The 12,350-nt window shown below is 60.0% G+C and carries 16 protein-coding genes; 7 read left to right on the forward strand and 9 right to left on the reverse strand.

Annotation, left to right across the window (positions count from 1 at the left end; genetic code table 11):
• Positions 1 to 37 precede the first annotated feature (37 nt).
• Positions 38 to 1,054: a class I SAM-dependent methyltransferase gene (locus tag AB4Z25_RS06235; protein WP_112539908.1), complete on the forward strand. Its 1,017-nt coding sequence runs from the start codon at positions 38 to 40 to the stop codon at positions 1,052 to 1,054.
• Positions 1,055 to 1,106: 52 nt separating this feature from the next.
• Here AB4Z25_RS06235 and fabI read toward each other — a convergent pair whose 3' ends face one another.
• From fabI to fabA, 3 genes are read right to left on the reverse strand one after another with little or no spacing between them, the layout of a single operon-like run.
• A complete protein-coding gene (fabI, locus tag AB4Z25_RS06240) occupies positions 1,107 to 1,913 on the reverse strand; it encodes an enoyl-ACP reductase FabI (RefSeq protein ID WP_112539910.1) in 807 nt (268 codons plus the stop codon).
• 4 nt (positions 1,914 to 1,917) lie between these two features.
• A complete protein-coding gene (gene fabB, locus AB4Z25_RS06245; RefSeq protein WP_112385022.1) occupies positions 1,918 to 3,141 on the reverse strand; it encodes a beta-ketoacyl-ACP synthase I in 1,224 nt (407 codons plus the stop codon).
• Positions 3,142 to 3,193: 52 nt separating this feature from the next.
• Entirely contained in the window at positions 3,194 to 3,700 is a 507-nt protein-coding gene (gene fabA, locus AB4Z25_RS06250; RefSeq protein ID WP_112385023.1) for a 3-hydroxyacyl-[acyl-carrier-protein] dehydratase FabA, read from the reverse strand.
• Between the two features lie 299 nt (positions 3,701 to 3,999).
• Between fabA and irrA the strand changes: the two genes are divergently transcribed.
• Entirely contained in the window at positions 4,000 to 4,419 is a 420-nt protein-coding gene (irrA, locus tag AB4Z25_RS06255) for an iron response transcriptional regulator IrrA (protein WP_112385024.1), read from the forward strand.
• A gap of 3 nt (positions 4,420 to 4,422) precedes the next feature.
• On the opposite strand, the gene AB4Z25_RS06260 is transcribed toward irrA, so the two are convergent.
• A complete protein-coding gene (locus AB4Z25_RS06260) occupies positions 4,423 to 5,058 on the reverse strand; it encodes a trimeric intracellular cation channel family protein (protein ID WP_112385025.1) in 636 nt (211 codons plus the stop codon).
• Positions 5,059 to 5,178: 120 nt separating this feature from the next.
• On the opposite strand from AB4Z25_RS06260, the gene AB4Z25_RS06265 reads away from it, so the two are divergent.
• A complete protein-coding gene (locus tag AB4Z25_RS06265; protein ID WP_112539912.1) occupies positions 5,179 to 5,649 on the forward strand; it encodes a hypothetical protein in 471 nt (156 codons plus the stop codon).
• A 3-nt stretch (positions 5,650 to 5,652) separates the two neighbouring features.
• On the opposite strand, the gene AB4Z25_RS06270 is transcribed toward AB4Z25_RS06265, so the two are convergent.
• Both AB4Z25_RS06270 and AB4Z25_RS06275 read right to left on the reverse strand, forming a co-directional pair.
• On the reverse strand, positions 5,653 to 6,441 hold the full coding sequence (locus AB4Z25_RS06270) for a YdcF family protein (protein ID WP_112539914.1): 789 nt from the start codon (positions 6,439 to 6,441) through the stop codon (positions 5,653 to 5,655).
• Between the two features lie 123 nt (positions 6,442 to 6,564).
• Positions 6,565 to 6,765 carry a hypothetical protein gene (locus AB4Z25_RS06275; RefSeq protein WP_112539916.1) on the reverse strand — a complete coding sequence of 67 codons (201 nt, stop codon included), beginning with the start codon at positions 6,763 to 6,765 and terminating at the stop codon, positions 6,565 to 6,567.
• A gap of 179 nt (positions 6,766 to 6,944) precedes the next feature.
• Between AB4Z25_RS06275 and AB4Z25_RS06280 the strand changes: the two genes are divergently transcribed.
• Positions 6,945 to 7,748, forward strand: a complete 804-nt coding sequence (locus tag AB4Z25_RS06280) for a helix-turn-helix domain-containing protein (protein ID WP_112385029.1) — start codon at positions 6,945 to 6,947, stop codon at positions 7,746 to 7,748.
• Here AB4Z25_RS06280 and AB4Z25_RS06285 read toward each other — a convergent pair.
• Positions 7,745 to 7,963 (reverse strand): hypothetical protein, encoded by a 219-nt coding sequence (locus AB4Z25_RS06285; protein WP_112385030.1) that lies wholly within the window; start codon positions 7,961 to 7,963, stop codon positions 7,745 to 7,747. The two genes, AB4Z25_RS06280 and AB4Z25_RS06285, sit on opposite strands and share 4 nt — an antisense overlap.
• 397 nt (positions 7,964 to 8,360) lie before the next feature.
• Between AB4Z25_RS06285 and AB4Z25_RS06290 the strand changes: the two genes are divergently transcribed.
• Positions 8,361 to 9,404, forward strand: a complete 1,044-nt coding sequence (locus tag AB4Z25_RS06290) for a SagB/ThcOx family dehydrogenase (RefSeq protein ID WP_112539918.1) — start codon at positions 8,361 to 8,363, stop codon at positions 9,402 to 9,404.
• 104 nt (positions 9,405 to 9,508) lie between these two features.
• A complete protein-coding gene (locus AB4Z25_RS06295; RefSeq protein WP_112385032.1) occupies positions 9,509 to 9,862 on the forward strand; it encodes a helix-turn-helix domain-containing protein in 354 nt (117 codons plus the stop codon).
• A gap of 78 nt (positions 9,863 to 9,940) precedes the next feature.
• Here AB4Z25_RS06295 and AB4Z25_RS06300 read toward each other — a convergent pair whose 3' ends face one another.
• Together AB4Z25_RS06300 and AB4Z25_RS06305 are read right to left on the reverse strand one after the other, a co-directional pair.
• Entirely contained in the window at positions 9,941 to 10,147 is a 207-nt protein-coding gene (locus tag AB4Z25_RS06300) for a hypothetical protein (RefSeq protein WP_112385033.1), read from the reverse strand.
• 197 nt (positions 10,148 to 10,344) lie between these two features.
• Positions 10,345 to 11,328 carry an oxidoreductase gene (locus AB4Z25_RS06305; protein ID WP_112539920.1) on the reverse strand — a complete coding sequence of 328 codons (984 nt, stop codon included), beginning with the start codon at positions 11,326 to 11,328 and terminating at the stop codon, positions 10,345 to 10,347.
• A 94-nt stretch (positions 11,329 to 11,422) separates the two neighbouring features.
• On the opposite strand from AB4Z25_RS06305, the gene AB4Z25_RS06310 reads away from it, so the two are divergent.
• Positions 11,423 to 12,343 (forward strand): AraC family transcriptional regulator, encoded by a 921-nt coding sequence (locus AB4Z25_RS06310; RefSeq protein ID WP_112539922.1) that lies wholly within the window; start codon positions 11,423 to 11,425, stop codon positions 12,341 to 12,343.
• The last annotated feature ends 7 nt before the right edge of the window (positions 12,344 to 12,350 follow it).

Genomic DNA, 12,350 nt, shown 5'->3' on the forward strand with positions numbered 1-12,350 from the left:
TCCGCGCCCTTTTTGTATTCGAAGACGAGATGAGCCCATGAGCCGCGAAACGCTGAAAACCCTGTTCCACCCCTTTGCCAGCGGCACCGTCGATGCGCCGGGCGAGGGGCAGCGCGTGCTGTTCCTGGGCGCCGAGGCAGGCTTTGCCTTGCCGGAGGGCTTTGCCGCCTCGCTGAGCGCCGTACAGGGCTTCCGCCCGCTATACCGGCAGCTGCAGGCGCAGCGCATCGAAACCATGCCTGAGATCGAAGGCGAGGACTATGATGCGGTCCTGATGCTCTGCACCAAGCACAAGGGCGAGAACGAGGCGAATATCGCCGCCGCCCTGTCGCGCGTGAAATCAGGCGGCCTGATCGTCGTCGCCGGTGGCAAGGAAGACGGCATCCAGCCGCTGCGCAAGCGCATGGACGGCTTCGGTTTCGATATCGAGCACATGCCGAAATATCACGGCGTCGCCTTCTGGTTCGTCCGTCCTGACGATGTCAGCGAAGCAGTATCAAAATTCGCCAAGGCGCCGGTTCGCGTCGACGGCCGCTTCATCGCATCGCCGGGAATGTTCTCGCATGACCGGATCGACGACGGTTCCGAGCTGCTCGCCTCGCGTCTGCCGACCGATTTCACCGGCGATGCCGCCGATTTCGGCGCCGGCTGGGGCTATCTCTCCGCCGAACTCGTCGCGCATTCGCCGAAGCTCGCACGCATCGACCTCTACGAGGCCAACCACGCCTCGCTGGAGGCCGCAAAGGACAATCTGGCAGAGAACTGCCCGAACGCACCGGCGCGCTTCTTCTGGCACGATCTGGCGGGCGAACCGGTCAAGGACAAGTACGACCTCGTCATCATGAACCCGCCCTTCCACGAAGGCCATGCCGCGGAACCTTCGCTCGGCCAGGCGATGATCAAGACCGCAGCTTCGGCGCTCCGCGGCGGCGGCCGCCTGCTCATCGTCGCCAACCGCGGCCTGCCTTACGAGCCGGTTCTGGCCGCCAACTTCCGCGAAAGCGGAGAAACCTGCCGCAACGCCCGCTTCAAGGTTCTCTGGGCGAAGAAATAAGAAAGGCGGCCACTGGCCGCCTTTTTCATATCCGGGTTATTTGTAGCTGATCTTACTCGACGTCGGCGGTCCGAAGTGCGTCCAGCGTCGGCATCGAGGTGATGTTGAAGCCTGCGTCGACGAAGTGGATTTCGCCGGTGACGCCGGCCGACATGTCAGACAGCAGGTAGAGTGCCGAATTGCCGACATGGTCGATGCTGACGGTCTTGCGCAGCGGTGCGTTCTGCTGGTTCCACGACAGGATCGCGCGGGCGTCGGAAATGCCGGCGCCGGCGAGTGTGCGGATCGGGCCAGCGGAGATCGCGTTGACGCGGATGCCCTTCGGGCCGTAGTCGGCGGCCAGATAGCGCACGGAGGCCTCGAGAGCCGCCTTGGCGACGCCCATCACGTTGTAGTTCGGGATGACGCGTGTCGAGCCGTTATAGGTCAGCGTCAGCATCGAGCCGCCGTCGGCCATCAGCGGCGCGCAGCGTTTGGCGATCTCGGTGAAGGAGAAACAGGAGATCACCATCGTGCGGCTGAAATTGTCGCGCGTCGTGTCGGCGTAGAGGCCCTTCAGCTCATTCTTGTCCGAGAAACCGATGGCGTGAACGATGAAGTCCAGCTTGCCCCAGCGCTCCTTGATCGAGTCCACCACGGCATCGACCGATGCCGTGTCCTCGACATCGCAAGGCAGCACGAAATCCGAGCCGGCTTCGGCTGCGAGCGGCTTGACCCGCTTGCCGAGCGCTTCACCCTGGAAGGTGAAGGCGAGCTCGGCGCCCTGCGCCGCCAGCGCCTTCGAAATGCCCCAGGCAATCGAATGGTTGTTTGCGACGCCCATGATGAGGCCGCGCTTACCCTGCATGATTCCCGTCATGGTATTATCCGTTGTAGCGCTGGAAGACGAGCGTAGCGTTGGTGCCGCCGAAGCCGAAGGAGTTGGAAAGGGCAATGTCGATCTTGGCGTCGTCGATGCGCTTGCGAACGATCGGCACACCGTCGAACTCGGGGTCGAGTTCCCTGATGTGAGCGCTTTCGCCGATGAAGCCCGCCTGCATCATCAGCAGTGAGTAGATCGATTCCTGAACGCCGGCAGCACCCAGCGAGTGACCGGTCAGCGACTTGGTCGACTGGATATGCGGGATCTTGTCGCCGAAGACTTCTCGGATCGCGCCGATTTCCTTCGAGTCGCCAACCGGCGTCGAAGTGCCGTGCGTGTTGACGTAATCGACGCTGCCCTTCACCGTTGCCAGTGCCTGGCGCATGCAGCGGATCGCGCCTTCGCCTGACGGAGCGACCATGTCGTAGCCGTCGGAGGTTGCGCCATAGCCGACGATTTCGGCGTAGATCTTGGCGCCGCGGGCCTTGGCATGCTCGAGTTCTTCGAGAACCAGGACGCCTGCGCCACCGGCGATGACGAAGCCGTCACGGCTGACGTCATAGGCGCGCGAAGCGGTATCCGGCGTGTCATTGTACTTGGAAGACATCGCGCCCATGGCGTCGAAGAGGTTCGACATCGTCCAGTCGAGGTCTTCGTGACCGCCGGCGAACATGATGTCCTGCTTGCCCCACTGGATCATCTCTGCGGCATTGCCAATGCAATGTGCCGAGGTCGAGCAGGCCGACGAGATCGAGTAGTTGACGCCGTGGATCTTGAACCAGGTGGCGAGCGTCGCCGAAGCCGTCGAGGACATCGCCTTCGGAACGGCAAACGGGCCGATGCGCTTCGGGCTGTTGTTCTTAATGGTGATGTCGGCCGCTTCGATCAGCGTGCGGGTGGACGGGCCGCCCGAACCCATGATGATGCCGGTGCGCTCGTTGCCTCCGATATCTGCGTCTTCGAGGCCGGAATCGGCGATCGCCTGTTTCATGGCGACGTGGTTCCACATGCCGCCCTGCGACAGGAAGCGCGCCGCGCGGCGATCGACGAGTTCAGTCACGTCGATCTTGGGCGAACCCCAAACCTGGCACTTGAAGCCATGCTCGGCAAAATCGTTGGAAAACGAAATGCCGGACTTGGCTTCGCGCAGCGACGCGGTGACTTCCTGTGCATCATTACCGATGGAAGAAACGATACCCAGACCTGTGACAACTACCCGTCTCATGTCGATGACCTCTTCTAAAACGTCTTTGTATTTGGAGCGGTCTTGCCGCGGTTCAGGCTTTCGACAGGCCGACGCGCAGGTCGCTCGCCTGGTAGATCACTTCGCCGTCGGCCTTCAGCCAGCCATCGGCAGTGCCGAGGACGAGGCGGCCGCGCATGACGCGCTTGAAGTCGATGCCGTATTCGAGAAGCTTGGTTTCCGGACGGACCATGCCCTTAAACTTTACTTCGCCAGTGGAGAGCGCCATGCCGCGGCCGGGCTCACCGAGCCAGCCGAGGAAGAAGCCCGTCAGCTGCCACATGCCGTCAAGGCCGAGGCAACCCGGCATGATCGGGTTACCCTGGAAGTGGCAGGGGAAATACCAGTCGTCGGGGCGCACGTCATATTCGGCGCGAATGTAACCCTTGTCGAACGCTCCGCCGGTTTCGGAGATATCGGTAATGCGGTGGACCATCAGCATCGGCGGCAAGGGAAGCTGCGCATTGCCGGGGCCAAACAGCTCGCCACGGCCGCAGGACAGGATTTCCTCATAGTTGAAGCTGGATTGTCTCGTCGTCATGAAAAGTCTGGGTCCCCCGCAACGTGCTGATGGATTGAGTGTTAGTCCAAGTTCTTCGGAAAATGAAGCATAAGCATGGCTGCTTCCCATTCCGCGCCGGACCGGCGATCTGCCTTATTTGGTGGTCGCATACAGGAAGGCCAAGGCCGCGGCCAGAGCTAAATGCGCCAAAGGCCGGATTTTAAGGCATTTCAGCGCCTATTGTCCCCATTGAAACTATTGAAAGGCTTTTGCGCAAAAGTTATATGGCTTAGGAAACTTGATTAGTTGATGCTAGAATTAAATGGAGTTCTTCCTTCATGGCGGCTGAAGCCCCGATCGGTATCGAAGCGAGACTGCGCAGCGCCGGCCTTCGCCCGACGCGCCAGCGCGTTGCCCTCGGTGATCTGCTGTTCGCCAAGGGCGATCGTCACCTGACCGTCGAAGAACTGCACGAGGAAGCCGTGGTGGCGGGTGTGCCGGTATCACTGGCGACCGTCTACAACACGCTGCACCAGTTTACCGAGGCCGGCATGATCCGCGTTCTCGCGGTCGAAAGCGCCAAGACCTATTTCGATACAAACGTCTCCGATCACCATCATTTCTTTGTCGAGGGTGAAAACGACGTTCTGGATATCCCGGTCAGTAATCTCACTATCGGCAACCTGCCGGAACCGCCTGAGGGCATGGAAATCGCCCATGTCGACGTGGTGATCCGCCTGCGCCCGAAGAGCCGCTAGACGTCACATCACATCATCGGGATGGCGGCCGGGCCTGTGCTTGTAGGTTGGGAACGTCCATCCGAACCACAGTGCGCCGCCGCGGATTGCGAAGGCCGCCGCTGCGCCGAGCGCTGATGCCGCGTAGAGTGGCAAACCGAATTCCGTCGCACCGGTAAAGACGCCGGCACCGATCAGCGCCGCAGTGATGTAGATTTCCGGCCTCAGCAGTACGGAAGGCTCGTTTGCCATCAGATCGCGCAGCACGCCGCCGAAGGTCGCCGTCAGTGTTCCCGTCACGATTGCGATGGTTGGGGATCCTGTCGCAGCCAATCCTTTCGCAGCGCCCATGACGCAATAGGCAGACAGCCCGATGGCATCCAGCCAGATCAGCAGCCGATAACGCGATTCCACCAGATGGGCAGTGAAAAACACCACCACGCCGGTGACGCAGCAGATGACGATATAGGCCGGGTTCAGCACCCAGAACACCGGAACGCGGCCGAGCACGATATCGCGCACCGTACCGCCGCCGATGCCGGTCACGGTCGCGAAGAACAGGAAGCCGATGAGATCAAGCTGCTTGCGTGAGGCGGCGAGCGCGCCGGTTGCCGCAAAAAGCGCAATGCCTGCATAATCGAGATAGACGAGCAGCGACATCAGAGGTCCTTGGAGCGGCAGATCGTGCCGAGACTGAATCACGGCGGCAAGGGCGGCGCAAGGCGGGGCGTTCAGAATGCGCGACTGTCAGTGCCCTTATCCGCCAGAAAGAGGAAAGTCGTGAAAGCGCTTCTCATCGCCGTCAATCTCGTCGCGCTGCTCGTGGTCCCGGCCGCCGCCTTCGCCCAGCAGTCGCTGCTCTCCGATCCGGAGATCTACGAGAAGAAGCACTTCACCGAGCAGTGCACCAAAGCCGACTTCGGCGAGGGCTACGTCAAGCGCCTCGATATCAACAACGATGGCCTCATCGACGCGGTCGTCAACGAAGGCGAGCTGACCTGCGACGGCGAGAAGGGCCCGCAGTGCAACGACGACGGCTGCCCCTACAATTTCTATCTCCAGGTCGCCGAAGGCGGCTACTTCATGATCGCGACGGCTCAGATCTATGGCTACGATTTCGTCCAGCGCTTCGGCAACATGGTTCTGGCCATGAAGATGCATCCACGCTTTTGCGACCGTACTGAGGGTGACCCCTGCATCGTCACGGCCCGCGTCCGCGGCACCAAGTTCGTCACCATCTCCAAGAAATAGCGGTTATCGAGGATAGAGTTCCGACGTTCGCCCCGCGAGATAATAGCCCACGAGACCAAACCATTCGCGCACCGCGGTCGAAATGTTCTGGGCGTTGAGGCTCGGCTGGGTAAAGTCGATGCCGGGGCGGACCTCGCCGTCCGTCCGGAAATCGGTGGGCCATGGCGTGACGTCGATGCCGAGCTTGCGGAAAATGCCGACGGACCGTGGCATGTGATATCCGGAGGTGATCAGCAGGCAGTTCGAAAGTCCGTTCTGTGCAAGCAGATCCTTGGTGTTCATCGCGTTCTCGAAGGTCGTGCGCGATGCCGTCTCCTCCACCAGCCGCTCGCGCGGTACGCCGAACAACGGGAAAAAGCGCGTCGAGGCGGCGGCATCGCCTTCGTAGGTGCCTGAAATCGAGCCATCTCCGCCCGAAATCAGGATCCGCGACTGCGGGAATTTCTGTGCCAGTCTCAGCGCTTCTATAAAGCGGTCTGCCGCGGCACTGAATTCGATCCCATGGCGGGCGGTGTTGACCTCGCTCTCGAAGGCACCGCCAAGCACGATCATGCATTGCAGGCTTTCCGGGTCCTGTGCGGGTTTGGGGAAACGGTTTTCCAAGCCTTGCAACAGATAATTGCCGGCCGTCGTATAAAGCGTCACGAACAGCACGACGGCGCTAAGCCCGGAGAGCAACAGTGCGCTTTTGCGCAGCCGGAGCGCCAGGGCCAGGAGCCCGAGAGCGATAAGGAAGAAGGCAACGGACAGCGGCTGGCCGAAAACCCAGACTAGCTTGGAGAAGATAAACACGAAATGCTCCCGGTATCGAACTGGGCAGCATCCTATGCGATTCGGCTTCCAGGGAAACGACCGCCGTTACCGGGACTGGCGCGTCACTGCGGTAAGCGGAAAAATCAATGTCCATTCAATTATTTAGTGGAAAGGAGGAGAGATCATCCGCAGCTGTTTTTCTGTCTCTACGACGGCGCGCTCAATCCAGTAAAGAATTTCGGGCTGATGATTAATATTTAAGCGGAGCGCTGCAAGCCCATCAAGTATCAAGGAAAGATTTCGCTGCGTTTCATCGGCTGCGATGCTGGGCAAGGCGTCAGGCAATTCAATGTCCAATTTCATTGCGGCGATCGTGCCTCCATCGGGCGGCAAACTCTTTTTGTTTCCGGCGAAAATTACCTATCGTTACGCAGCCGTCTGTCAATCGGATCAGCCCTTAAATTGTGGCCTATCCCCCTTTGTGTTCCGCTTGGCTTGCGGCTAGTTTGAGCGCGACTCATCTCCTGAAAGCCATTGCGGACATGTCTGCACTTGAGAATTTTGCCGAAAATTTACGGCGGCTCTGCCTCGCAAAGGCGGGCAGCATCAGCGCTGCCGCGCGCGGCATGGAAATTGGCCGCTCGCAGATCGAATCCTACCTTCAGGCTCGCCGGGCGCCGGGACGCGCTTCGGTCAAGAAAATCTGTCAGTACCTCGATGTCACCGAGGAAGAAATGTATCAGCGGCCGATCGCCGTCGATCTCGATCACGGCCGTCCTTCGGGCACGCGCGTGCTCTCTGCTGCGCGTGACGCGCTGGAGCCACTGCTCTTTGCCGATCCGGCCGCCGGGATCGCCCCGGGCCTCTACCATGCCTATATGACAATACCGAGTACGCCGGACAGCCTACTCTGCGCGGTCGTCGTTATTGCCAAACAGGGCAATGCCACCACCTTCCGCCGGCTGACCAATCGGGCCGTCAAGAAGGGCGAATACTGGTCGCGGTTCACCGGCGATCACAAGGGCATTGTCGTCGAGCGGCTGAACTGCCTGTCCTTTGCTGCCGCAAACCAGATCGGCACGCAGGAGCCGACGCTGATGCGTTTGCGCTGGCTGCCCTTCTCCGACAAGCTGCTCGGCGGCCACTCGATGATCTTTACGCCGGCCGGGCCGTCATTCAGCGCCGTGGTCATGGTGCCGCTCAACAGCCGCATCAACTTGCGAACCGCACTGCGGCTCGCCAAGGTCTACCGCACGACCGATGAGGCCGTGCCCCGGATCGTCCGGGATATGATCGTTCAGCAGCGCGCCGACTTCATCTCCGCAGTCACGCGCGACCTCACTTAGTTCAGCGACAGTCCCATATCGTGGGTCGCCGCAGCCGGTTCTACGCTGACCCGGTGCGCCTCGATCAATGCCATCGACAAGAGATAGGTCAGCATCGGCTGCTTCGCGCTCCTGCTCTGCGCGATCAGCGTGTTCAACATGTCGATGGTGTATCCACCGAGGGCATCGTCCAAAGTCAGCTCTTCTTCGGTCTGTACAGTCTTTTTAAGGCCCATTCTGCTTCTCCGGCGGTCCTACCGAATTATTCTCACACCATGATTGTCATAGTTCTCTTTTTTGGGCTAGATAATTCTACGTAAAGACAAAAATAACAAATTTAATTCAGTAATTGTCTGTTTTTGACTTCAATTGAAGCAATGCATCACTTTGATGTATCAAAACAATATTTCCGCATTAATTGAATATTTCTGGTTGCTGTTTCATCCTTCGGCCGCGATCAAGGGGATCGTTCATACAACCGTGGAGATGGATCATGCAGAACAAGACGAAGCCGAACCTCAAGGTAACGCCTGTTAAGGCCAAGCCGACGTTTGTCAGCCGCGGTATGATGTTCCGTATTGATTAAGTTCATAAGCGCCTGCTGCGAGCCTCGCGGCAGGCGCATCTGATTCGATGCGTTATCGCTCTTCCCGCACTCTCGTTTTTCATAACGATGGCGACGCCTTCGTCGCCTGCAACTTTCTCACCAAGGCTGTGTTCGAATGCAGCCCTGATCTCCTGGAGTTTCTGCGCGCGCTCGCCTCCTGGAGCGATCGCGCTGCGATCAGCGATCAGGCGCCTGGCTACAGCGACGAAGAACTGGACGAGACGCTCGCCTCGCTGGTCGAGATGTCGGCGCTCATCGAGGAGGGTTCCGCCCTCCACGCGCGCGAAGAGGCGTTCTCCGAAAACTGGAAATGGGGTGTGCCGTCGGCGCTGCTGCATTTCTGCGTTCAGGATCCTGAGTACATGTCGCTGAACGAGGCGGAGGATCTGCAGCGCACGACGCTTGCCACTGAAGGCGAGATCGCGCTCTACAGCCTGAACGCAGACAAGAGCGACGTCATAGCGCTGCCGCCAGCGCTTGGTGGCAACACTTTGCTGCAACTGATGTCGCGCCGCCGGACGCAGCGTCGTGGCCTGCCGCAGGCCGCCAGCATCGGTGTGCTCTCTGAAGCGCTGTTCGCCGGTCTCGGCATTACCGGCAAGGCGCGCAATGCCGTCGTCGAATTGCCGCTGGGCATGACCCCCTCAGGCGGCGCCCGCAATCCCTATGAAGCCTATGTGTTTGCCCGGAATGTCGAAGGGCTCGAGCCCGGCATCTATCACTATTCAGCGCTGGAGCATTCGCTGGCGCGCGTCTCGGCCGCGACGCCCGCATTGTCGGATCTGGTCGGTGGCCAGGAATGGGCCGATACCATGCCCTGCATGATCGTTCTCGTCGCGCATATGGACCGGACCATGTGGAAATATAGCGATGCGAACGCCTACAGGGTGGTGATGATCGAAGCGGGACATATCGGCCAGAACATCATGCTCGCGGCTACCGCGCATGGCATGACGGCCTGCCCGACAGCCGCACTCAGCCATAGCGCGATCTGCGAATTGCTCGAAATTAGCAATCCGGCCCATGCGCCGATCTATGCCCTTACTCTGGGTTGGCCTGACGCAACGTAAAGACCAAAAAAAGTCGGTTGAATTTTGCAACTCGCGGGTTGCGATATTTGAAATACCCGGCATATTATGGTGAGCAAATCGTTTCTAAATGAGGGATCGCTCACGTGCCGGATCCAGTCGATATCCTAGTCGGTCGCAACGTAAGACAATTGCGTGCCAGACGCCGCGTTTCACAGCTGGAATTGGGTGAGGCCCTCGGCCTGACCTTCCAGCAGATTCAGAAATATGAGAAAGGCACGAACCGCGTTTCCGCGAGTAAGCTGCATCAGATCGCCCAGTTTCTGGGGGTCGAAATCTCAGCCCTTTTCGAAGGTGCCGAAACGAGTCAGCCCGAGAAGATCGAGCTGAGCCCGGAGGCCTATCAGCTGGCGCTGCATTACGACAAGCTCCACTCGCCGGCAGGCAAGGAAGCGGTCAAGACTATCCTGACTTTGATGAGCAATGAGACGGCGGCGTAATCCGCCCCAATCGACCGGCGGATATGGGTCACACCGTTTCCCGGTACTTTAGCCCGCCTCACGGCGGGCTTTCTTTTTCTAGTGCCGCTCGCATTCATGCAGCGCTGTCAGCAGCTCGTCTTGCGTATGGTGGCCGGCGTGATAGAGATCGATCGCGATACTGGCGATCGACAGTCCTTGCTGGCTGCGGAGCTTGATGTTTCGCTCTGCGCACCACGAGTAAAGCGCGCCGGCGAGGACATCGACATCATCCGCCGGAGCGGACATGGAAAGTGCTGCGGTCATGTGAAATGCCCTTTGGTTCGTTCCCCAATTCTGTTCAGAAGATTGAAGTGATTTAGAGAACTTGCAAGTCCGTTTCAGGGCCTGCGTTAACGCCGGACATATGGGTATTTCATGCCGTCCCAAAACGGCACGGAAATGGCATCCGTGCCGCTATGGAACGCCTTTGGCCGATTATAGGACGTGTAGCGACCGTGTCTCTACGCCGAAAAGCTGCAGCTTGTCAGCCGCTCGCTGAGCGTCCAGAGCCTTTCGGCTGCCTCGGCATCGCAGGCCCACGGCCAGACCCCGACAGGTCCCGTGTGGCCTTCCCCGACCAGTGGAGATATGTCGCAGTCCTCACAATAGACGCCACCCAGACCGGCGAGCTTAGGGCTGGTCGCGCACCATACCGAGGTGGCCGCACCCTCTTCGACAGTCTTGAAGCTGCGCTGGCTCTCTTCGCTGACGTCCATCCCGCCATCGGCATGGCGGGTGATGCCGAAGGCCTTGAAATCGTCATCGGTCAGATGGCGCACGAGATCCGTGATGATGGCGCCGGGGTGAAGCGAGAACGCGCGGACACCAGATACCTCGCCCCGCTTGTCGAGGCCAAGGGCAAAGAGCGCATTGGCTGTCTTCGACTGGCCATAGGCTTTCCACTTGTCGTATTCGCGGGTCTCGAAGTTCGGATCCGCGAAATCGACCGGAGCGAAGCGGTGGCCGCGCGAGGAGACCGCCACGACCCGCGCGCCGTTCGCCTTCACCAACGCCGGCCAGAGGCGCGCGGTGAGCTGGAAATGTCCAAGATGGTTGGCGGAGAACTGGACCTCGTAGCCACGGCTGTCGCGCGTCAGCGGAGAGGCCATGACGCCGGCGCTGTTGATCAGCATATGCAGCGGTCTGCCGCTCGCCAGGAAGCCAGCAGCGAAACGGTCGATCGAAGCCGGATCGAGCAGGTCGAGCGGCGCGAGTTCGACCCCAGCGATACCGGCGAGGTTCGCCTCCGCCTTGGCGGGTGACCTGACGGGGACAATGACCGTTGCACCGGCTTCGCTGAGTGCCCGCGTCGTCTCGACGCCGATGCCAGAATAGCCGCCGGTGACGATGGCGATCTTGCCGCCGAGGTCGATCCCCACCAAGGCGTCCCGCGCTGTCGTCTTGCTACCGAAACCGGAATGGATAGGCTGTTGTTCTGTCGTCATTGACGGACTCCTTTTGAAACATGGCCCGGTATAGATTGCCGAAATGGGATGATCCATGTAAGAAAATTCCGATTTCTTGCTGGATCGTTCAGATATGGACCCGCTTTCCGATATCCTTGCGCTTTTGCAGCCAAAAAGCGTCGAGACCTATGGCGTCATGTCCGGCGGCGAATGGGCGCTCGACTTTCCGCGCAGCTATGAAGGCATCAAGTTTGGTGCGGTGGCCCGCGGCGGATGTTTTCTAAGGGTCTCTGGCGAACCGGCACCGTTCAGGCTGGAGGAGGGGGATTGCTACCTTCTGACCGGGCAACCCTATTGGCTGGGCAGCGATCTCTCGCTCGCGGGCATTGATGCCCGGGCGATCTTTGTCGATCTGAAGACCCGCGTTGCCCGGCATGGTCCGCAGGAAGATATTTTCCTGGTTGGTGGCCGCCTGATGTTTGACGCCAGTCATCAGATATTGCTGACCGGCGCACTTCCCGCAGTGATGCATATTCCGGCAGCCGCTGATGAAGCCGCAGTGCTGCGCTGGACGCTGAAGCAATTGGCGAAGGAACTGACGGAGCTGCGGCCGGGCGGTCTGCTGATGTCCGAGCATCTTGGCCATATCCTGTTCGTCAATGCGCTACGCCTGCATATGGCAGCGGAAGGTGAGGTGGCGCCGGGTTGGCTGAAGGGCTTGAACGATCCGCGGATCGGCAGGGCATTGCGGGCGGTGCATGCCGAACCGGCAAGGCGCTGGACGCTGGAGGTCTTGGCGAAAGAGGCCGGCATGTCGAGAACGGCCTTCGCTCTGCATTTCAAGGCCCTGGTCGGCTGGCCGCCGCTCGATTATCTGTTGCGCTGGCGCATGCGGCTGGCTGCCCGCGCGCTGCTGTCGCCGGAGCGCAACCGCTTGTCCGATATCGCGCTATCTGTCGGCTACGAGTCCGAAAGCGCCTTCAGCGCGGCTTTCAAGCGCGCCATGGGTTGTTCGCCGAAACACTATCAGGGCAGGGCGAAACAACCCGTATGATACAAAA

The sequence above is a fragment of the Rhizobium sp. RAF36 genome, assembly GCF_052114105.1.
Classification (GTDB): domain Bacteria; phylum Pseudomonadota; class Alphaproteobacteria; order Rhizobiales; family Rhizobiaceae; genus Rhizobium.

Bases quoted from the DNA above. Each gene is read 5' to 3' on its own strand.
- AB4Z25_RS06235 (WP_112539908.1), top strand. From the start codon at position 38: ATGAGCCGCGAAACGCTGAAAACCCTGTTCCACCCCTTTGCCAGCGGC.
- fabI (WP_112539910.1), bottom strand. From the start codon at position 1,913: ATGACGGGAATCATGCAGGGTAAGCGCGGCCTCATCATGGGCGTCGCA.
- fabB (WP_112385022.1), bottom strand. From the start codon at position 3,141: ATGAGACGGGTAGTTGTCACAGGTCTGGGTATCGTTTCTTCCATCGGT.
- fabA (WP_112385023.1), bottom strand. From the start codon at position 3,700: ATGACGACGAGACAATCCAGCTTCAACTATGAGGAAATCCTGTCCTGC.
- irrA (WP_112385024.1), top strand. From the start codon at position 4,000: ATGGCGGCTGAAGCCCCGATCGGTATCGAAGCGAGACTGCGCAGCGCC.
- AB4Z25_RS06260 (WP_112385025.1), bottom strand. From the start codon at position 5,058: ATGTCGCTGCTCGTCTATCTCGATTATGCAGGCATTGCGCTTTTTGCG.
- AB4Z25_RS06275 (WP_112539916.1), bottom strand. From the start codon at position 6,765: ATGAAATTGGACATTGAATTGCCTGACGCCTTGCCCAGCATCGCAGCC.
- AB4Z25_RS06280 (WP_112385029.1), top strand. From the start codon at position 6,945: ATGTCTGCACTTGAGAATTTTGCCGAAAATTTACGGCGGCTCTGCCTC.
- AB4Z25_RS06285 (WP_112385030.1), bottom strand. From the start codon at position 7,963: ATGGGCCTTAAAAAGACTGTACAGACCGAAGAAGAGCTGACTTTGGAC.
- AB4Z25_RS06290 (WP_112539918.1), top strand. From the start codon at position 8,361: ATGCGTTATCGCTCTTCCCGCACTCTCGTTTTTCATAACGATGGCGAC.
- AB4Z25_RS06300 (WP_112385033.1), bottom strand. From the start codon at position 10,147: ATGACCGCAGCACTTTCCATGTCCGCTCCGGCGGATGATGTCGATGTC.
- AB4Z25_RS06305 (WP_112539920.1), bottom strand. From the start codon at position 11,328: ATGACGACAGAACAACAGCCTATCCATTCCGGTTTCGGTAGCAAGACG.
- AB4Z25_RS06310 (WP_112539922.1), top strand. From the start codon at position 11,423: ATGGACCCGCTTTCCGATATCCTTGCGCTTTTGCAGCCAAAAAGCGTC.